A 21,626-nucleotide genomic window follows, 5' to 3' on the forward strand; every position below is an offset into this window, starting at 1 on the left:
TATAATTTTATTTAATGTATAAGTTGTTATGAATCATTCCATTTTTCAGTCAGGTTTCCGCATTACTTTTTGTATTTGTTTCATTTTGAATCTTCAGGTGGGCAACAAATTGATTGCTCAACATCGTGTAGATCCATTTGACATCATGGCAAAAGAGTCTTTTGACAAAATCCCATTGAGAAAACTTGTAAAGCAAGGTTCAGAAAGAATGATCAATCCTGAATCAAAGACCAGCACCAGCACCGCAAAATTAAACTTTTCAGCATTAAGACAACTATTGCAAAGCTCATCTCATGCGTGGAAAACAGAACTAAAATTGCCAACCCAAAAATCAAAAAGCGAACTCATCCTCAAAGAATACACCATCATTGATCCTGAAATGAGCGTATTCGAAGACGATGGTCAGTCGATGCAAAAAATAGAAATTGGTACTTTCAAGACCTACAAAGGTTTTTTGGAGAATGATCCCTACTCTATGGTCAACTTATGCGTGACCGAAGATGCTATATTTGGCACAATACTATCCTCTTCCGGAAAAAACTTTTCAATTTTTACACAAAGTCTTCCTTCGAGTGAAGAAGCTACACTTGTCATCTCAGAAGACAAACTTGACAAACTACCGGAGCTGGGATCTATATGTGGCACTGACGATTATAGACATTACATAGAAAGTGAAAATATTTTAAATACACGATTGAGAGACAATTGTAAAAAAGTAGGTATCACTATTCGGACAGATTATGATCTGTATCGTTCGATGCGAAGTACTTTTAAGATCACAAGCTACATTTTCAGTCTTTTCAACAGTGTGCATAGTATATACAGAAAAGAAGATATTCAGTTAAGCATTACAGAAATCATCGTCAACACTGCACCAGATGGCTTCAAACATATTTCATCAAATGAAGATTTGGATTATGCAAGAGCAAAATGGCCTAACTATAATGGAAATCTGACTCTTCTGATCAGTGGATTTTCTAAATCGAATGCACCCGCATTAGGTGGCGTAGCTTATGTCAACTCACTCTGTTATAAATCCTATTCCTTTGCATTTGCAAACGTAATTGGAAGCTTTTTGAATTACCCAACCTATTCATGGGACACATATGTGACGGCACATGAGATTGGCCACGTTCTCGGTTCGAGACATACGCATGCCTGTGTGTGGGGCCCTCAAAAAAACAAAGCATTGGATAATTGTTACTCTCCTGAAGGCTCTTGCGCCCCGGTAGAGAACTCTTCAACAAAAGGCACTTTGATGAGTTATTGTCATCTTACCGGAAGACCCGGGATAGATTTTACCCTAGGACTTGGACAAGAACCTGGTGACGTGATCAGAAACAAAGTGAGATCATCATCCTGTTTGGGTAATTATATCCCAACTGCAAATACTTTGGTGACTGCAAACACAGAAGTATATGCCAACCTCGAATGCACTGATGGCTCATATACTCATTACTACTTTGATAATAATACAATAGAAGTGTCAGACGATATACTCATAGCTTCCATTGCAAAAAATAGCCAGAACATAGGATCTGTCACAGATGGAAGTTTAATCGTTATGTCAGCTACTACCTTGCAATACGGTTCAAAGTACGGCACTTCTATACAGGCTTCATATTGTCCAATAAACATGGCAATGAACGTGATCAACAAGTATTGGCAAGTGAATTCCAAATATATTTTAAACAAACCCATCTCTGTTAAAATAGCATTTAACAAACAGGATTTTGCAGACTTACAAGGTATTAAACCTGATTTAAAAGAAGATGAGTTAAAGCTTTTTACCTTGCAATCACCTGCTTTGGTAGATCCGGCCAGCAATCATGCAAACTCAACTCCTGTTCTTTTTACCGAATACCAATATTCGAAATCATCCGCAACCTCAAAAATGTGGAAATACAATATGGTCAGTGACAATCAGATCACCGGTGAATTTTCTATGAGTAAATCTGGTGGAATAGGCATTGGATTTTGGGGAAAACCACTTCCAGCATTTCAACAATTTAATAGTCTTGAAGCAACAAAAACCAGCACTTCAAATAGACTAACCATCAAAAGTACTCACGACAATACAACAAAAAGGTTTGTCATAGAACGATCCATCGATGGATTCAATTTTGATTCAATTTCTTTCGTTTTTGCAAGCTCGAGCCCTGTATATTCCACAAAAACCTACTACTGTTCAGATTTTAGACTTTCTGCATTTGAAGTGTACTATCGTATCAAAGCCGTTCAAGCAAATGGAAGATTTGAATATTCAAAGATTATTTCTCTGAGCAGTTCTTACAACTCCAATTCGACTGCAATCCTGTATCCAAATCCAAACAGGGGAACAGAGGCAGTTTTGGAATATTCCAGTACAGCAGCTAAGAAAGCATTGATAGAAATCACAGATTACATGGGAACTAAGCTCAGATATATAGAATATAATGTTAGTATAGGCAAGAATTACATTGCATTTCCCTTAGAAAATTTTAGTGAAGGAGTGTATTATGTCAACATCATCAACGAAACTCCTAATATCCAGCTCAAGTTTATCGTAGATAGAGGATTATGAACAATCAACTCCATTCATTTACATTTTCTTCCTTCGAAAGAGGAGAACAGTTGCCTGATGAGTTGATCAAATTACTGCGAGAAGCTTCACAAGCTGCAGGAAAGGCATATGCTCCGTATAGTCAGTTTCATGTAGGCGCTGCATTGGAATTGGTTGATGGAACGATCATCCATGGCTGCAATCAGGAAAATGCTTCCTATCCTTGCGGAATATGTGCTGAAAGAGCAGCACTTTATGCCTATGGAAATAAGACAGATAAAAGTCCTATAAAAAGAATCGCAATTACAGTGATTAACCAGAATTTTACAGCACATCATGCTCCAACTCCTTGTGGATTGTGCAGGCAGGTGCTCGGAGAATTCGAAATGAAAAATAAGGCCCAAATTCAACTGATTTTGGGCACAGAATACGGAAAAACGCTTGTTTTTGAATCTGTCTCAGACCTCCTACCTTTTGCTTTCGAACCGGAATTCCTACTCAATCAATGAAACAATAGGGCAAGACATCACTGAGAACGACTTACATGATTTCTTGCATTTTCCAGATCTTCAGCTGTATCTATTCCAAAATTTTGGAAAGAAGTCTCAATACCAAAAATACTTCGACCATTTTCCAGCCATCGCAACTGCTCCAGAGATTCTGCCTTCTCCAATGAACTCACCGATAATTTGCTTATAGATTGCAAAACTTCAGATGTATAAGCATATATACCTATATGTTTATAAAAAACATGTGTTTCCATCCAATGTTCTTGTCCTGATGACCGGATATAAGGAATTGGGTGTCGGCTGAAATACAAAATTCTACCGTTTTCAGCTTTACACAATTTGACAACAGCTGGTGAAAAGAGATCTTCTGCGCGTTCTATTTTCTTAAATAAAGTTGCCAGGTCTGCATTTTTTTCAATCATTCCTTCTATTAACGAATCTATTTGCGAAGGCTCTATAAATGGTTCATCTCCCTGTATGTTGATAACATAATCAGCAGTATGCGCCACATTGACCTCAGCACATCTATCTGTTCCACTTTGATGATTGGCTGAAGTCATCATCGCTTCCGCGCCAAATGCAGTGACATGGTCGATTACTTCTTGAGAATCAGTGGCAATGATTACCTTCGAGATGGTGTGTGCCTGTTTGACTTGTCGCCATACACGCTCTACCATACTCTTACCCCCAATATCGAGCAATACTTTGCCTGGCAATCTACTGCTCCCCAACCTCGCTGGAATCACAGCTAATACTTCCGGATTTTTCATAACACATTAAAATAATAATTCATATATTTGCGTCTAATTATCAGACGAATAGAATAATGGGAAAGTTACTTTTCATTTCCACTTGCCTTGGCCTAATCGCCGCAGCTGTTACTCGCACCTATGCTGCTGACAGTCTTTGGGTAAAAATAACGCCTTCTGGCCGTCCGATGTACTCTCATACTTTAATAAAAAATCAGACCATTTACTCAATCAGTAATTACTATGGTATTGATTTAAAGGATGTGATAGACGCCAATCCGCAAATTGAAGCAAAATTTATTCAGGAAGGAAGCCAAGTCATGATTCCTTTACAAATGTCATCATTGACCGAAGAGGAACAAGGAGTTGGACAAGCCATTTTTTACGAAATTCAAAAAGGGGATAATCTATTCGATTTAAGCACTAGAAAATTCGGCATTTCGAAAGAGCATATTCAACGATTGAACCCAAGTATAAAATCAGGCTTGAAGCCCGGCACGTCATTGTTCCTGGGATATCTTGCAATACCTGAAGCTGAGCTAAACAACAGCATCGAAACAGTATCGGACTCCGTTCAAACTCAAGTAGGCTATGAAGCACCGCAATATTCATTCGACAGGTTGGACAGAGGAGTTGCTTATTGGGAGAAGAACTATCATGACAATGGAAGATTTTACGTCCTTCATTCCAAAGCAAAAATCAATAGTATCATTGAAGTCAGCAATCCCATAGCAGGTCGAAAAGTCTATGCAAAAGTCATCGGTAGAATACCTATGTCCTATCCATCTGATGCCAAAGTAATTGTGACAAATGAAGTCGCAAAAGAACTCAAAGTGATAGACAGTAGATTTTTTGTCTACGTTCAATACAGAAAAAAATAAATTTCTACAATGGGTGATAAGCTCGCTTATTGTCTCAATAATTTCAATTTATTGAGCTTGATTCAGTAAATTATTGTTGAGTTGTATGGGCCGTTTTTATATTCACTAAATCAAATTAGCTTTCCTATTTTTTAGGCATAAAAAAAAGAGAGCCATAATTACGACCCTCTTTTTTAGATTTTTATCCTAAATGAAAATTACACATTAGGAATTGTCAATTCCTGTCCTGGATGAATCACATCCGGATCTTTTAATACATCTCTGTTGGCTTCAAAGATGTGTTTGTATTTCATCGGATCTTTGTAATAATGCTTTGCAATCAAGCTGAGGCTCTCGCCTTTTGCAACAGTATGACGGGTATAATAATCTGTAATCGCAACACTGATGTCAGCGACCAAATCAGAAGGATTGCTTCCTCCTACAGATTTAATTTCATCCCAAAGTCTGTCTTTGTCATATTGTGTTTTTGCTGTTCCCCAAATGCGCAAAACCCCATCCGCTTCTTGTACATTTCCATTTTGTACATCAAGTTCCTGGCCAAGATTAAGGACGGAACGATACTTGTCTTGTAAGCTCATTATTCAAATTTTTATTGTGAAAAATGCCTATATAACGTACTATAGAAAATAATAGTTCACATGGTCGGTTGTTTTTAAAGAGAAGAACTCTTTTATATCTTCAATCAATCTCTACTTCTTAGAGCCCGTTTAATTTTGCCTCATTCCACAAAGCATCCATTTCTACCAAAGTCATATCTTGTAATGGCTTTGATGCATTAGATTCCATAAAATTAAATCTTCGAATGAATTTAGCATTCGTTTTTTGAAGACTTTGCTCCGGATCTATCCCTAAAAATCGTGCATAATTGATGAGCGCAAAAACTACATCGCCCCATTCATCTTCCAGTTTTACTTGCGACGCCTGGCTATTTTTAGCAGATTGGAGTTCTTCCAATTCCTCCTCTACTTTTATCCAAACTTGATCGATTTGATCCCATTCGAATCCTACCTGTGCTGCTTTCTCCTGCAGACGCCAGGATTTAATAATAGCAGGCAATGAATTGGGGACACCGCTCAACAAAGATTTTCCACTTTGCTTCATCTTGATTTCCTCCCAATTTTTTCTCACTTCCTTTTCGTCAGCGACCTTGACTTCTCCATATATATGCGGATGCCTCTGCTTCAGTTTGTCAATCAAACTTTCGATTACATTCGTCATCGAAAATAGATTGGTTTCTGAAGCCAATCTTGTATAGAACAAGAGATGAAGCATTACGTCACCAATCTCTTCTTTGATTTGCCTCGAATCTCCTTCAGAGATAGCATCTAGAAGTTCATGAACCTCTTCTATAGTAAGATTGTGAAGACTTTGCCAAGTTTGTTTCTGATCCCAGGGACATTTTTCCCTCAAATCATCCATCACAGAAAGCAGCTCCCTAAACTTTTCTTTCGCCAAATCATGGCTCATTTGCCAACGTTTTTAAGATAATGACCCATTTTGAACTTCTTTGTATGGAGATAATCTGAGTTATACTCATCAAGTGGTTTTTCTATATGGATGTGTTCCACAACTTGAATCCCGGCATCCTGAATTGATTTGAATTTTTGTGGGTTGTTGGAAATCAGATTGAGTTTTGAAACTTCAAAATATTTTAATATTTCGATAGCTTCACCATAAGATCTCAGGTCAGCTTGATGCCCTAAGCTCAGGTTAGCTTCTACACTATCTTGTCCTTGTTCCTGCAGCTTGTATGCTTTGATTTTCTCATTGATACCTATACCACGACCCTCTTGCCTGAGGTAAATCAACAATCCTCCATGATTATCAATCATCTCCAATGATGAAATCAATTGAAATCTACAATCACATCTTAACGAGCCAAACACATCCCCAGTCATACATTCAGAGTGTAGTCGAACATATGGTGTTTTAATACTGTGAGGATCAAAGCTTTCTGAGAGGAGTACCAGATTTGGTTCAATGTGTTCCTGAGAGGGGAAACTGTATATTTGAAATCTACCAAATTCACTGGGTAGATTTGCAAAAATGACTTGACGGCTAGATTTCAAATCCTTGCTTTATTTATCTACTATATTTACCAAAAACAACGGTTCCGGGGTAATGTTGGAGTTGAGTTTTGGTTTTTAGGCAACATTAACTCATCTTAGAGTCGATCCATTTTGTTGCCAGATCTGAAATGCTATACTGGTTAAAATAATAGCACATACAATGCTTGCTAATAACATGTACTGGTTGGTTTCGTGAACTTGATTTGAACCCACAATATCGGGAGCAACTGGGTATCAATCCAAATTTTTTCCAACTTTTTTCAGTGAAAACCATTAAAAAAATCATTCAAATTATCTCCAACAGCTTTTCGGATGTCTACTAACAGCGTCTTTATTACTTTTCTTGAGGTTTTGCAGGAAATGGATAATGGTTATTATCTGATACTATATCAGGGACCTCTCCTTTTGCATCCAGAGTTAGATTAGCGATTTGCTCTTTATTAAAAGGCAAGTTGAATTTATATTCAGTGCTTACCCAGTGCCAAGGTTCCAGGGTACGTGCATTAGAGACTGGCTCAAATGTTTTGTATCCACGCTGCAAGTCTAAGGGTATGTAATATAATATCCTTTTGCCGTCAGTGAGTGTCACTTCAAGTTCTACAGGTAGTGGAAAAATATGCATTCTGGACAATTTAACCATAGTTTGTTTCCCTTCAGAAGTCACCTCCGATATTGCATAATCGATGGGAAATACAGTATTGACCCAATAATCTCTAAACCAATCCAACTCCATGTTTGATGACTTTTCCATCACTCTAAAAAAGTCATCCGAACTCGGATGTTTGAAACTCCACAGTTTATAATAGTTCAACATTCCTTGATCAAAAGCATTTGTCCCTATAATATACCGCAGCATCACGAGTGTCAACGCACCTTTTGTGTATGCTGCTCGTCCATAAGCTCTATTGCTGAGAAAATGGTCTCCATGTGTAGTCAGAGCTTCTTCTTGACCTGTGAGTACAAATTTTACCCATTCGCTGATCGTTTCTTGAAATGGATTGACAACTAAATGCAACCCGGGAAAAATCCCTAACCCTTTAAGGTAATTCATCGTTTCTGTCTCAGCAAATGAAGTAAATCCCTCATCCATCCAGGGATATTTAAGCTCATTGGTAGCCATCATCATTTGAAACCAACTATGCATCAGTTCATGAATTGAAACCCCCACAAGACTGATCAATGGTCTATTTCCGGTAATCAATGTAGAAAGAGGATATTCCATTCCTCCGTCACCACCCTGGATAAATGCATATTTCTTGTAAGGATAAAGCCCATAATGTGATTCAATGAATCCGAGTGCGGTATCGATGATACCAGCCAATCGTTCCCAGTCCCTTTGATAGGTATTGTCCTTCAGGTAAAAACAGTGGAGGTCGATCCCATGCCTTGCATGGTAAACGGTCTCTCTATAATCAGTATCTGCCGCCCAGGCAAAATCATGCACAGAAGGCGCAAAAAACTTCCAGGTTTTCTTTTTAGCTTTTCCAGACTTGCTTTTGTCATTACAACTGACCTCAGTTGAATTGGTTTGATAAGCTCCACATGCTATACAATATTCACTATCTATTGTAATGTCAACATGGTAATCTCCCCAATTACTGTAAAACTCTCTGCCTATATAAGGATCGGGATGCCAGCCTTCAGCATCATACATACACAACTTAGGGTACCACTGCGTCATGGAATAATCAACCCCTTCTGAATTGAACCTGCCTGTTCGTCTTATCTGCAAGGGAACTTGCGCATCATAAATGATATCAATCTCAATTGAATCTAAAGGCAATAATGACTGCGACAACGGTAGTTCGAGAATAGTTCCAGTCACTTTATATTCAGCTTTGGTCGATCGCACCTTGATTGCTTTTATGTTCTGATATCCTATCTCATCGGGATTCAATTGTGAAATTCTGTCCTTTATTCGCTTATCCGGATCAACTATCCATTGAGACCTTAAATCCATGTCACTACCCGGCTGAAATGCATTATAGAACAGATGAAAAAACAACCTGGTAAGCGTATCCGGACTATTGTTGTAATAATTGATGGATTCGGCTGCCTCAAATCTGTGTTTTTTGACATCAAATTCTACGGAAATATCGTAATCGGCTCTTTGCTGCCATTCATTACATTGAGCGAATACTTTGTTTGTACTTATATGTACCAACCCAGCTAATATTATAATAGTAATTCTTTCTAGCATCAAAATAATTTAATTTTTAAACGAAAAACAAACTTGATCAATACAATATAGACTATCATCATTGCAATGCCATGATTACTAATACTTTGCCATCCGGATTAGACAATTTATAAACTGCACCGGTCTGAATGGCTGATGCATCCATTGTTACAGCCATGGACCCATAAAGATTTGTAGCAGCATGCAATCCAATGGCCAATTCAATACCCTCATCCATCAACACCAAGGAGCCAAGAAATATTGCAAATCCAAAATAATAAGCCAACATCAATTCGGTCCCAAAGGCAGCTACTTCTGGGTTGCTTCCATGCAACAATGCAAAACATAAAGAACTCAACAATAAAGCAATCCACCCACGATTGAAAAGACGATACAACAATTGCATCAAATAAGATCTAAACAATAGTTCTTCAGCACTTGATTGGATGAACAACATTGTGCAACTTACAATCAATAATCCGACAAAAGGCCACAAATGGAATTGGAATACATACTGACCGCCTCCCACTAGACCATACAATAAATCCGATACTATATTTAGCGCGAACCAGATCAAGAAAGATATCATTATTCTCCGCCATCGGATCGCACCTTGTGTATTGATCAATGTCGTATAACTTCTTTCCTGAATTACTTCTGTGAGTTTCAGGAGGCTCACCATCATCATTGCAAATGGAAGAAGTATGGTAAATAGCGCCAGATTAACCTTCTTTCCTTCAAGAAAAGATTGGTAAGGGAATACAACAAAAAAAGAACTTAAAAAGAATGCGCCAAGGCTTAATGCCAAGGTGATGAGATAATAAAATATACCGTTTTTGCCTGAATATGCCTGCCTGAGAAATTGCCGATCGCTCACAAGCAGCAAATGTAAATGAAATCAAACATATCAAATATTTTACTATAAGATTTGAGATTACTATCTTTGGGCAAAATCATGCGACATGATGAATATAAAACTCATACTACCATTAATTTTCATAGCTTTTACTGTGTTCATCAGCAGATTGATTCCTCATCAGCCAAATTTCACTGCGATGATAGCAGCAGTAGTATTTGCAGCAAGAATTAACAGGAGGCTAAGTACTTTGTTTGTAGTTTTTCTTGCTCTATTGATGAGTGATCTGGTAATCAATAATTTCATCTATGCAAATCATGGATCATTCAAGTGGCTTAGCTCAGGAGTTATTTGGTTATTGGCTTGTTATACTGTGGTATATTTTGCGGGTAAATATTTTTTAAAGAGAAATAGCCAATCCATTATGTCTTATCTGAGCACTGCCACAGGTGCCTCTTTAATTTTCTTTGTTTTAAGCAATTTTGCAGTTTGGGCTACCGGGAATTTATATCCCAAAACCTTGCTCGGTTTAGAATCCTGTTTTATCGCAGCAATTCCTTTTTTATCGTATGAATTGGCAGGAAATTTATTTTATAGTGCGATCTTTTTAGTCACATATTTTATTTGGAATAGGCAAGCGAATCTGGCGCCATTGCCATTAAATTAATTTATAATGGAAGAAGGGGTAGATTATGAAATGACAGAAGATGGTAGGCTTATATTTACAAGGTCTTTTCTTTTGAAAAGGGGTACATGTTGTAAATGTGGCTGCATGAATTGTCCTTATAAAGGTGGTAGCCAGCAGACATCTTCGATGCCTTGAGAATGAGCTACGTATCTAGCCAATACAAATAAATAGTCTGAAAATCTGTTCAGATATATCATAATAACTGGGTCAAAATCGAAATGTTCACTCATAGCAACGACTCTCCTTTCCGATCTTCTACATACTGTTCTACTGATGTGAGCTACAGCCACAGCTTTTGAGCCTGATGGTAATATGAACTGTGTTAAAGGCTTCAAAGCTGAATCCATGCGGTCTATTTCAGATTCAAATTCCGGAATCCTCGCTACTGGTAAAGCCGGAAGTTTCAATTTTTTAGGGTTATCAAAATCAATGGCTAGGTGGGATCCTATCACAAAGAGATCTTGCTGACACTTAAGCAACAGATCCAGAATGGATTTATCATCCACATGTGCTGCTAAAAATCCAATATTTGAGTTGAGTTCATCAATCGTGCCATATGCTTCGATTTGAAGATCTGATTTTGACACTTTCCGTCCTCCATATAAGGCAGTCTGTCCGGCATCTCCTTGCTTGGTATATATTTTCATCTTTTCCGCTCATTTGAGTTCACCTAATTCTATCGCCATACCAAGATTCTGCCGAAAGGCAATATTGGTATATTAGATTCAATATGTGGCTAAATTTTGGTTTGGGAAGGCAGATTCTGAGCTATCTGATTCAACCAATCCATCTCTAAGTCTTACTATTCGTCTTGCGTGTGCTGCAATGTCCGGCTCATGAGTTACCAACAGTATTGTATTTCCTTTTCTGTGCAGGTCTTTGAAGATATTGATGATCTCCTCACTAGTCCTTGTATCAAGATTTCCGGTAGGTTCATCTGCCAGGATTAATGCAGGATCATTGATCAGCGCTCTTGCTATTGCCACACGTTGGCGTTGCCCTCCTGATAACTCATTTGGCTTATGGTACATTCTGGATTCAAGTCCCACATCTGACATGACCTGTCTGGCTTTTTCCAATCTATCAGATTTATTGTAACCTGCATATATCAGGGGTAAAGCAACGTTTTCCAAAGAAGACATTCTGGGCAACAGGTTGAAGGTTTGAAACACAAAACCGATCTGCTTGTTTCTAACTTCTGCAAGTTCGGCATCCCCATCCCACTGACATTAATCCCATTGAGATAATACTCTCCTGAAGTTGGTGAATCCAAGCAGCCGATGAGATTCATCAAAGTAGATTTTCCACTACCTGACGGCCCCATCAACGCAACAAACTCATTTCTTTTGATTTGCAGAGAAACGGATCGAAGCGCATCAATAGTTTCAGAACCCATCACATAAGTCTTGCGAAGGTCTTTCACCTCTATGATCAAGTCAGACATCTACTGGATTTATTTTAATGTAAAAATAGTGCTCCTCGGATCATTTGTCCGGAATATTTAGATGATATGCCTCTAATACTGGACGAAATGCTTTAATTTGCACATACTTAGAACCAAAGGAATGAAGCATATCGGAATTGCCGGTAATATTGGTGCCGGAAAAACTACACTTTGTGAAGCACTTTCAAGGCATTATGGATGGGAAGTCCATTACGAAGACACTTCAAACAACCCATATTTGAGTGATTTTTACTTTGATATGCACAGGTGGTCCTTCAATCTGCAGGTTTATTTTTTGAATTCCCGATTCCAACAATTGATCGAAATCCAGAATGGAAGTAAAACTGTTATCCAAGACAGGACGATTTATGAAGATGCGCATATTTTCGCCCCCAATTTGCATGAAATGGGTCTCATGTCAAAGAGGGACTTCGACAATTACTTCACACTGTTCAAGATCATGATGAGTACTGTTAAACCACCAGACCTCTTGATTTATTTGAGAGCCTCAATTCCAACACTTGTGGATCATATCCAACAAAGGGGCAGAGAATATGAAGGGAATATGAGCCTGGACTACCTCAAAAAACTAAACCAACGATATGAAAACTTTATAGAAGGATTCAAAGATTGTCCAGTAGTTGTCATCCAAGCTGATGGGCTTGATTTCAAAAAAAGTGCAGAAGATCTTGGAAAAGTAATAGATATGATCCACGCACAAACTGCAGGTCTATTCACAAGCTAAATCTACAATTCCATTGATTGGAACACTCCCCAAAAAATGGGCCAATTGATTAACGGACATAAAAACTAAATTAAACCAATAGAATCAAAAGAACATTGGAAAAAGAAAAAGAAGCAATTTTAGTAATGAATTCAAGACCAAAGTGTGTCTTGAGTCCATTAAATAGCGTCAAACTTTTTCTGAACTGGCCGAAAAGCACAAAATTCATCCCTGATTTATATGAACTGGAAGGAAGGTTTTGAGTGTTCCGTTACTATCAACATATATCCAATTCTTGAAGGTAACAACCCTTTCAGGCTGGAGCGTTCAAATTTAGAATGTCATTATAGCAAAGCACTTGTTTTATTTCAATCGAGTGCGATAATGGATGTGAACTATTGGAGAATGCGCACACGTTTACATAAAGTCATTAAAAATTAGAAATCTTAACATTGATTGGCCAAGAATTAAATAATGTAATTCTCCAACTGTTGAATTAACCTTGATTTTGAAGTCAATTTGGTGTGTAATTGATCTTCAAGGTGAAATCTGGATTTAAGCTTCGGTTATAAAATTCTGCAAACTAAATGGCTTGGCTTCATTTCAGTAAGAATATATCAAAACTTGGAGGATTCAAAAGGCAGCACCAATAAACTACTTAACCCAAATTCTGCTTTAGCTTTTTTAGCTTCAATTCTGTTCTTGAAGCAACTAACACAATTGGCAGGAAGTGCTTTTAAAAGGAGTAAAGCATGAATTAGCTCAAAAAACCAAAACAAGGGTAAGAAAATCTTATTGAAGAGTTCCAGATAGAGTCTATATTAGAAATCCAAGAATACGGTTTTAATTACACTAAAAACTAATAAAAGCGGGGTAAAGTGATAGATTAAACCCGGTAAAGACTTCTGGTTCTTTAGCGAAAGCCGATAGGTAGTGGAGATAAGGGGACTCGAACCCCTGGCCTCTTGCATGCCATGCAAGCGCTCTAGCCAACTGAGCTACATCCCCGTTGAAGCGCAAAGTTATAATTTTATTGGATAAGCCAACAAGTAAGAACAATAAACCCTATTCTATTTTGTTTTAGTGCGTAAAACCTGGTTACTCGAAAAATTTTATATTTAAGAACTCTTTGCTTTTCTTTCTGGGAGATTTGTCAAATCATGGAAAGCCAAATGGCTTTGTTTTAGATTGGAAGCGGTTGATCTCGAAAAAACTTGGTTGCAATGCCTAAAAGTATCATGTATTCATCAATTACCTTTGATCAAATAATCAAAAAATTAGATTGTAAAAATCTTCCCAATGACCATTTTGCATTAAATTTTAATCTGGAAAGAATCAAAAAATTTATTGATTTCAGGAGCAAGTTTCTTTGAGATAGGTGCAAAAGTTTGCAAAGTAAAAAGAACACTTTCTTTTGGCAACATCCAGGTGTTGACTACCATCGTATCCCCTGCGGATTGATATACAATCGAAAATCGATCCCCAACCACGTCAGCTTGATTTGCAGGACCTTGATAAAGGCATCTACCCTTTAGTTGCTCCAGAAGACCTTCACGGGTTGTCTCTAAGATATAATAATAGGAGGAATCCATTTTAGCCAAAGAAAAATCTGAAGGATAGCTAGTTTTATTGATCGAAAAGATGATTTCATCTTTGCCTTTGTCTAGAGTTGCAAAATAATATTCAACTTCTACATTGCCAATTTCGGTATCCATGGACTTTATAGAATAACTCGGTGTTTCCGGTAGAAGTACGTGAAAGGACTTATCCAATGGTTCGAAAGAGATCCAATTTCCGACCCATGTTAACAAATAAGCCATTGACAAAATGGCGAGTTTAATATTCATGGGATTGCAAACGAATAAAGCTGAATTTGAGTATCCATGCAAGGGATGTATATTTGTGAAATTTTAAATAAGATAAAAGATGACCAAATACGATATCGCTGTTATTGGAGCAGGACCAGGGGGATATGTTGCAGCTATCAGAGCTGCTCAATTAGGCAAGAATGTATGTATTATAGAACGAGAATCGTTGGGAGGCATATGTTTGAATTGGGGATGTATTCCTACTAAGGCCTTGCTCAAAAGTGCTCAAGTATTCAACTATATCCGACATGCAGCTGATTATGGCATTGTTGTATCTGATTCCAAAGCAGATTTCGGTATAATCATAAGCAGAAGCAGAGCAGTAGCTGAAGGAATGAGTAAAGGTGTTCAATTTCTGATGAAAAAAAACAAGATCAACGTCATCATGGGATCTGCTCGATTGCTTGGAAGTGGCAAAATTCAAGTTACAAACTCTGATGGCGGTCTCAATGAGCTTGAAGCCGAACATATAATCTTGGCTACTGGAGCCAGAGCCAAAGAACTCCCAAACCTCAAAATCGATGGTGAAAAGATCATTGATTATAGAAAAGCGATGACTTTGACTTCAGCTCCAAAAGAAATGGTTGTGGTCGGAGCTGGTGCGATAGGTGTAGAGTTCGCTCATTTTTACAATAGTTTAGGTACAAAAGTTACCATTATTGAGTTTATGGAGCAAGGCTTAGTACCACGCGAGGATGCTGACATCTCGAAAGAACTTACCCGTTCGTTTAAGAAAGCAGGAATTCAGGTACTTGGCAATACTTCTGTCGAAAAAGTTGAAAAAGCAAAGCAAGGGCTTGTTGTATATGCTAAAGATAGAAAAGAAGGCAAAGAATCCCAGATTAACTGTGATGTAGTCTTGTCTGCTGCAGGTGTAAGTCCGAATACTGAAAATCTAGGTTTGGAAAAGCTCGGCATTAAGCAGGATAAAGGATACGTTTTAGTGGACGAATTCTACAGAACAAATGTCTCGGGGATTTATGCCATAGGAGACATAGTACCGGGTCCGGCTTTGGCACACGTTGCTAGTGCAGAAGGGATAATATGCGTAGAAAAAATTTGTGGTCACAATCCTCAGCCTTTGGATTATGGAAACATACCCGGGTGTACATATTGCACCCCAGAAATTGCCAGCGTTGGCTTGACTGAAGCAGAAGCGAAAGCGAAAGGTTTTGACATTCTGGTCGGGAAATTTCCGTTCAGTGCCAGCGGCAAGGCCAGTGCATCAGGGAACAAGGAAGGCTTTGTTAAGGTCATGTATGATAAAAAGTATGGAGAACTTCTAGGAGCACATCTCATAGGTGATCACGTCACTGAGATGATTGCGGAATTGGTTGTTGCGAAGAAGTTAGAGACCACAGGGCATGAAATACTGAAGGCAGTCCATCCACATCCGACCATGTCAGAAGCCATCATGGAAGCAACAGCTGCTGCATATGGAGAAGTCATTCATCTCTAAAGTAATTTTTATATTTTGTTTTAAATGACACTTCTATAGCATATGTATAAAATTGATCGACAATAACTTACACATTTAATTTTTGTGAAATACAAAAAGGCTCAAATTTTTATAAAATGAAGTGTGATTTTATTAACTCTGTAATGAATTTTTTATTCTAACTTGTGCATAAATTTTGAATTTAATTCACATATCAAACAATTCCACATGAAAAATTGGTTAACCATTGTTATTGTATTTTTATCGACTTGGGCTTATAGTCAAACTATTCAACTTAAGCCTCACAGTTTTTCCAGAAACGATTTAGTAAACAAACACTTCATTGATTATCAAATATTTACAATTGATATTAAACAGTTCCAGACAGACCTATCTAAGAAAACGGATAATATTTACAATGTAGTATTGCAATCTCCGACTGAAAGACAGAGACTTACTTTATTCGAATATGACTTGTTTACACCAGAGTTTGATGGGCCATGGCATTCTGAGAATGGTGTTATCAAATCCCCAAAAGACAAGAGTCTAAGAACATTCAGGGGTGCTGTCAAAGAAGACTTGAATGGTATGGCTAGCTTAACTGTTGCAAACAATTTCTTAATGGTTACAATGCAACGTGGAAATGATCTTTACATTCTTGAACCACTTCCAAACGAGGTTAACCCAAATCAAGAGGATTTATATATACTTTACAAAAGTGGCGATGTGATCCAATCCGGTGATCCTGTCGTGTGCGGATCAAATGAATTCAAAAAACAACAAGAAGAATTAGAAAAGAACCCAATTCGTGCAAGAAATATTCCGTGCGTTGATGTGGAAATTGGATTGGCATGTGACTGGGGATATGTAGAACGTCACCGAGGAATGGGTGGCGCTCAGAATTTCATGACAGCCATCATGAACTACTGCCAGACCAATTGGGATGATGATTTTCAAGTTCAGATTTCATTTGCGATTTCAGGCTTCTATATTCCTGCAGATCAAGCATCAGATATCTTTGACAGGGCAATGTCAATTATGGAACATTTAAATCTATTAATAGGGAATGCTTCAAGCATATTACCTCCACACGACGTTGCAACCGGCTGGACCACAGATTACACTTCAGGAATTGTTGGACTTGCGGCTGGAATTGGAACAGTGTGTTTGCCATCAGAACAATACAACATATGCAGTGAATACAGCATGGATTTTGGTTGTTTGAGGCAACTACAATCTCATGAGTTAGGACACAATTTTGGTTGCACTCATGATGGTGGAGGCGGTACGGGTGGAAGTGGTACGATCATGGCCCCAACAGTAAATTGTTCTAATAACTGGTCCGTCATGTCCAGAGTTCAAGTTTATGACTTTGTAAATACAGCAACTTGCCTCACACCTTGTGGACATTTAGAACCTGTTCCAGTGCCGATATTCAATGCGGTGCCGACACTAGCATGTGTACCCGGACCTGTGCAGTTTACAGATATGTCACTTTATACTACTTCCTGGAATTGGAAATTCCCCGGAGGTGTTCCTGCTACATCCACCAGCCCTAATCCGTTAGTACAATATCCAAATGCCGGAGTTTATGATGTGGAGTTGGAAGTTAAAAATCCACGATGCTCGACCAAAGTAGTAAAGGCTAAATATATTCAGATGGATCCTGCACCTATTGTTGATTTTGAAGCTGACATCCAAAGTCTATCCGTTGGCTTCAGAAATACCACTCAATACGGATTCGATTTTTTCTGGACATTCGGTGACGGACAATCCAGCACAGAATTTGAACCGGTACACGATTATAAAGCTGAAGGAGATTATACTGTCACGTTACGTGTAACTGGCGATTGCGGAGTAAGAACGCTTACTAAAATAATTGAAGTGTATTACTTCCCTACTTCAGATTTTGATGCCGATACAATTTGGGGTTGTGCACCAAAACAAATCAAATTTTTTGACCAGTCTTCAGATAATGTAATCAGATGGGACTGGAGATTTCCTGGCGGAACTCCTAATTTTTCAATCTTAAAAAATCCAGTGATTACTTATAAAAACAAAGGCGTTTATGATGTGAAACTATTTTCATCAGGAAAAAGATATACTGCTTCTTCAGAGAAAAAACTTTATATCACAATAGACAGTGCTCCGGTTTCCAAGTTTGATTATGATGTCATGGGTGCCACTCTTCAATTCAACAGTAAAGCTACATACCCAAAAAACCATTTTTGGAATTTTGGTGATGGCAATACTAGCAATGAAGAAAACCCTTCTCATTCATTTGCTAACGGTATTTACGAAGTAATCTACACAGTTGATAATCTTTGTGGAACTCATACAAGTAAGCAAACTATAGTAATTGGAGATAGACCCGTCGCTGGTTTCAAAGTTCAAAATCAATTTGGTTGTGCACCATATACTGTTGATTTTGAAAATCTCTCTTCATCAGCTGCAACAAATTTTGAATGGACTTTCCCTGGAGGTAATCCTTCTACAAGCACATTGCGAAATCCACAAGTGGTCTACCCAGTTTCAGGCAAGTATTCTGTTTCTTTACTCGCTTACAATGCAGCTTACAGAGATAGCTTAACTGTACAAGACTACATTGATGTTAAAGATTACCCCGTTCCTGTATTCAAATCTACAGTCAAAGGCTTTGCTGCTACATTTGACAATACAAGTAAATTTGGAAATACCTATCACTGGGATTTTGGAGATGGCAAAACAAGCACAGAAGAAGATCCTGTCCACGATTATGGAGTTGAAGGTGAGTTTCGCGTAATACTGACGGTCGAAAATGAATGCGGAACTAAGACTATTGAAAAGACCATTGCGGTATATCTGGTACCAAAAGTCAATTTTGCATCGGACACAACAGCAGGATGTAAACCACTTACTATTCATTTTATTGATAAATCTTCCTCTGATGTGATTGAATGGAACTGGCAATTTGAGAATGGCAATCCTGCCACATCAACAGAGCAGAATCCAATAGTTGTGTTTGATAAATTTGGCACATTCACGGTAAAACTCACTGTAAAGAATAATAATGGTGCTAACAGTAATACGAAATTGAAATATATCAGAATAATTGATGACGTTTATTGCAAGTATAAGCGAGATCCACAAGATCCTAACGGCGGAACTGAAATTGACCAAAATGGACAAGGCACATCTGAACTATTTGCAGCTTATCAGGAGATGGAAATTTATCCTAATCCAGTAAGGGACAATTTTACTTTGATCGTTCCATCACTTCCTGATGAAATTGCTCAGCTTAGTATAGTTGATTTCAAAGGTAAAGTGATCCATCAACAAAAAATTGACGCGTTAAGGTCTGACATTTCCACTACAAAACTTGAATCTGGTATCTATCTTGCTATATTGCAAAACGGAAATACCAGAACTGTGCAAAAGATATCCATTATGCGATAAGTTATATCCTTGTTAAACCAATTTCATCAAGAGAGGCAACAGATCAGTTGCCTCTCTTTTTTTTCTACGACTAAATGAGGCTGAGTAAAATTGACTTACCCAAATTTTCCAACAAATAATTCAAGCATTATCATACACCAAATCAAAGCTGCCCATTTTATCTGTTTCTCAAGAAGAGATTTTTCAAAACAAGCCAAGTAAAGCTGTTCTTGGTTCCTTCGATTTTGACTAAAATCATTGGATCAATTGCCTGTTCCCCCATTAAGTCAAATTAAAAGCTTCAACATTTTACAAATGTGAAATATACCCAGATCAAATTTGATGCAATAATCCCGCACTAAATTCTTTCAACTCCATGATGCGACGAACCCAATCATATGCTATTTGGATAGTTTTGTCCAAATTTTCGTCATCATACAGGTCTATTTTGCTATTCACTCTGGTATTCTTGAGTATTCGTCCTTCACGAAGAATCTCAAATCAAAATTGGTCCAATTGCTATCAATAGCTTCTTTGACAAGCTTATAAAAGCCATGCGAGAAATGCATTTGATCGACGCTAAAAGTAAAAAAAAACATGCTTCCAGTTTGATAGTAAAGCAAGAATGTGTTTCAATAATTATTAGCATGTATTATTTAAAAATATATATACATTAGCGCCATGAAAATGAAAAGTTCTACCCTTGGGATAGCTCATGATCAAGTTGAACCTTTACATCTTGAGGTCTATCATAATCCTGAAAACGGATTTAGAGGGCTTATTTGTCATCAATCATTTGGAAAGGGAGAGGTGATTTCGGCCTTCTCTGCTCAGCAAGAATTGACAAAGCCAAATTATCTCACTGTTCAGATATCTGCTCAAAAGCATATTATTCTCCATCCAAATAAGTTAGAATGTGTAAACCATAGCTGTAAACCCAACTGCTTTTTTAACATTGAAACAATGACTCTCGAAGCTGTTGAAGATATTGAACCGGGTACAGAATTATTTTTCTTTTACCCTTCAACTGAATGGGACATGGAACAGTCATTTCAATGCCATTGTGGTGAAGACAATTGTATTGGGACAATAATGGGTGCAAAATATTTACCCTTATCCATTCTAAAACAATATAATTTAAGTCCTTACATCCAAAATTGTCTTGCAGAAGGTATTTGATATTCCGACTCAGAATTTACTTACTGACTATAAAGTATTCGTACTTGTCCCCGGTATCCAATCAGACGATCCAAACATCGCGTACTATTATGACTTTAGCCAAAGTTTTGAAGAGTACAGCAAAGCATTTTCAGATTTAGGAATTGACTGGGAATGGTCAGAAGTCACCATGAGCAGTTACGCGGAGACAATAGATAGGCACATTGCTAATAGTTTAAATAAAACTCCAGTATTCTTTAACCTATGTGATGGTGATGAAATCAATGGAGCTCCGGGCTTGTCTGTAATCCATTATTTAGAACAAAAACGAGTTGTATATACAGGTGCTGATAGTTCCTTTTACGAGATTACTACTTCGAAGATTCCTATGAAACTAACATTTGACAATTGCTATATTCCTACGCCGGCTTGGGGAATAGCGGATCTTCAAAAAGCAAATTCTCAGTTCATTAATTTGGGATCACCATTGATTATTAAACCTGCTGTCTCAGGCGGCAGCATGGGAGTCGGAATAGATAATGTCGTTTACACTACTCATCAGTATGCAAACATTGTCCATAAAATAGAATCCGGATACAGAGGATGGGATTTGAATATAGACGGCGCAATAGTTGAAAAATATGTGAAGGGTGAGGAATATACAACTATGCTGGTGGGTTCATGGGATGATCCGGAGAAGATAGTTTACTTTGATGCCGTACACAGAAAATTTCATTCATCTTTAAAAGACGATCAAAAGTTTCTCTCTTTTGATAGGCTTTGGGAAATTTATGAAAATGAACCCTCAATGCCAAATTCAGAATTCTTTTTCGAGTACAAACCCGTAGATCCAGAGCTCAACGAACAACTCAAAGAGATCAGTATTAAAGCTTATAAAGCTTTGAAAGGCAAGTCTTACACAAGAATTGATATTCGGCAAGACCAGGAAACCAAGCAGCTTTACGTACTAGAAGCAAATGCTCAGTGTGGTCTTAGTGAAGATGAAAACTACACTTCAATTGGAGCAATATTAAGGGTCTCAAAAAAAACTTTTGCTGAATTAATTTTAATGATCATCTTTGACGCTATAAAAGGACATTTGTAATT

At 37.8% G+C, this 21,626-nt stretch carries 18 protein-coding genes, 1 tRNA gene and 1 pseudogene; 10 read left to right on the forward strand and 10 right to left on the reverse strand.

The genetic code is table 11. The features are described 5' to 3' along the window. Nucleotides 1–28 precede the first annotated feature (28 nt). A complete protein-coding gene (locus IPI99_11865; GenBank protein MBK7341212.1) occupies nt 29–2,563 on the forward strand; it encodes a T9SS type A sorting domain-containing protein in 2,535 nt (844 codons plus the stop codon). Next, complete coding sequence (gene cdd, locus IPI99_11870; protein ID MBK7341213.1) at nt 2,560–3,051, forward strand: cytidine deaminase; 492 nt, start codon at nt 2,560–2,562, stop codon at nt 3,049–3,051. Before IPI99_11865 ends, cdd begins: the two co-directional genes overlap by 4 nt. Before the next feature lie 17 nt (nt 3,052–3,068). Here the strand turns inward: cdd and kdsB are convergent, their stop codons facing one another. Beyond that, on the reverse strand, nt 3,069–3,821 hold the full coding sequence (gene kdsB / locus IPI99_11875) for a 3-deoxy-manno-octulosonate cytidylyltransferase (protein ID MBK7341214.1): 753 nt from the start codon (nt 3,819–3,821) through the stop codon (nt 3,069–3,071). Between the two features lie 56 nt (nt 3,822–3,877). On the opposite strand from kdsB, the gene IPI99_11880 reads away from it, so the two are divergent. Beyond that, the gene (locus IPI99_11880) at nt 3,878–4,681 is read left to right on the forward strand and encodes a LysM peptidoglycan-binding domain-containing protein (protein MBK7341215.1); all 804 of its coding nucleotides are present in this window, start codon (nt 3,878–3,880) and stop codon (nt 4,679–4,681) included. A 197-nt stretch (nt 4,682–4,878) separates the two neighbouring features. On the opposite strand, the gene IPI99_11885 is transcribed toward IPI99_11880, so the two are convergent. The 5 genes from IPI99_11885 to IPI99_11905 all read right to left on the reverse strand — a co-directional run bounded on the left by IPI99_11885 (nt 4,879) and on the right by IPI99_11905 (nt 9,806). Beyond that, entirely contained in the window at nt 4,879–5,259 is a 381-nt protein-coding gene (locus IPI99_11885; protein ID MBK7341216.1) for a LysM peptidoglycan-binding domain-containing protein, read from the reverse strand. 118 nt (nt 5,260–5,377) lie between these two features. Next, entirely contained in the window at nt 5,378–6,148 is a 771-nt protein-coding gene (mazG, locus tag IPI99_11890; GenBank protein MBK7341217.1) for a nucleoside triphosphate pyrophosphohydrolase, read from the reverse strand. Continuing rightward, complete coding sequence (ribA, locus tag IPI99_11895; protein MBK7341218.1) at nt 6,145–6,750, reverse strand: GTP cyclohydrolase II RibA; 606 nt, start codon at nt 6,748–6,750, stop codon at nt 6,145–6,147. The genes mazG and ribA overlap by 4 nt, the downstream gene beginning before the upstream one ends. Nucleotides 6,751–7,084: 334 nt before the next feature. After that, nucleotides 7,085–8,950 (reverse strand): M1 family metallopeptidase, encoded by a 1,866-nt coding sequence (locus tag IPI99_11900; GenBank protein ID MBK7341219.1) that lies wholly within the window; start codon nt 8,948–8,950, stop codon nt 7,085–7,087. Between the two features lie 58 nt (nt 8,951–9,008). Further along, entirely contained in the window at nt 9,009–9,806 is a 798-nt protein-coding gene (locus IPI99_11905) for a CPBP family intramembrane metalloprotease (protein ID MBK7341220.1), read from the reverse strand. 85 nt (nt 9,807–9,891) lie between these two features. On the opposite strand from IPI99_11905, the gene IPI99_11910 reads away from it, so the two are divergent. Further along, complete coding sequence (locus IPI99_11910) at nt 9,892–10,452, forward strand: hypothetical protein (protein MBK7341221.1); 561 nt, start codon at nt 9,892–9,894, stop codon at nt 10,450–10,452. 6 nt (nt 10,453–10,458) lie between these two features. Then, complete coding sequence (locus IPI99_11915) at nt 10,459–10,608, forward strand: hypothetical protein (GenBank protein ID MBK7341222.1); 150 nt, start codon at nt 10,459–10,461, stop codon at nt 10,606–10,608. Here IPI99_11915 and IPI99_11920 read toward each other — a convergent pair. Both IPI99_11920 and IPI99_11925 read right to left on the reverse strand, forming a co-directional pair. Then, nucleotides 10,569–11,120, reverse strand: coding sequence for a cob(I)yrinic acid a,c-diamide adenosyltransferase (locus tag IPI99_11920; protein ID MBK7341223.1), 552 nt, complete (start codon nt 11,118–11,120; stop codon nt 10,569–10,571). The genes IPI99_11915 and IPI99_11920 overlap by 40 nt on opposite strands. A 78-nt stretch (nt 11,121–11,198) precedes the next feature. Then, nucleotides 11,199–11,905, reverse strand: a pseudogene (locus IPI99_11925) (ABC transporter ATP-binding protein). Nucleotides 11,906–12,038: 133 nt separating this feature from the next. Here IPI99_11925 and IPI99_11930 point away from each other — a divergent pair. Further along, complete coding sequence (locus IPI99_11930) at nt 12,039–12,662, forward strand: deoxynucleoside kinase (protein MBK7341224.1); 624 nt, start codon at nt 12,039–12,041, stop codon at nt 12,660–12,662. 913 nt (nt 12,663–13,575) lie between these two features. On the opposite strand, the gene IPI99_11935 is transcribed toward IPI99_11930, so the two are convergent. Together IPI99_11935 and IPI99_11940 are read right to left on the reverse strand one after the other, a co-directional pair. Further along, a tRNA-Ala gene (locus IPI99_11935) sits at nt 13,576–13,649 on the reverse strand. A 305-nt stretch (nt 13,650–13,954) separates the two neighbouring features. Next, complete coding sequence (locus tag IPI99_11940) at nt 13,955–14,488, reverse strand: hypothetical protein (GenBank protein ID MBK7341225.1); 534 nt, start codon at nt 14,486–14,488, stop codon at nt 13,955–13,957. A 79-nt stretch (nt 14,489–14,567) separates the two neighbouring features. Between IPI99_11940 and lpdA the strand changes: the two genes are divergently transcribed. The 4 genes from lpdA (at nt 14,568) to IPI99_11960 (ending at nt 21,624) form a co-directional block, all read left to right on the forward strand. Continuing rightward, nucleotides 14,568–15,968 (forward strand): dihydrolipoyl dehydrogenase, encoded by a 1,401-nt coding sequence (gene lpdA, locus IPI99_11945; protein ID MBK7341226.1) that lies wholly within the window; start codon nt 14,568–14,570, stop codon nt 15,966–15,968. Nucleotides 15,969–16,175: 207 nt separating this feature from the next. Next, nucleotides 16,176–19,382 (forward strand): PKD domain-containing protein, encoded by a 3,207-nt coding sequence (locus IPI99_11950; GenBank protein MBK7341227.1) that lies wholly within the window; start codon nt 16,176–16,178, stop codon nt 19,380–19,382. 666 nt (nt 19,383–20,048) lie between these two features. Further along, nucleotides 20,049–20,540 (forward strand): SET domain-containing protein-lysine N-methyltransferase, encoded by a 492-nt coding sequence (locus IPI99_11955; protein MBK7341228.1) that lies wholly within the window; start codon nt 20,049–20,051, stop codon nt 20,538–20,540. Next, nucleotides 20,524–21,624, forward strand: coding sequence for a hypothetical protein (locus tag IPI99_11960; protein ID MBK7341229.1), 1,101 nt, complete (start codon nt 20,524–20,526; stop codon nt 21,622–21,624). Before IPI99_11955 ends, IPI99_11960 begins: the two co-directional genes overlap by 17 nt. The last annotated feature ends 2 nt before the right edge of the window (nt 21,625–21,626 follow it).

This window comes from Saprospiraceae bacterium (genome assembly GCA_016710235.1).
Classification (GTDB): Bacteria; Bacteroidota; Bacteroidia; order Chitinophagales; family Saprospiraceae; genus Vicinibacter.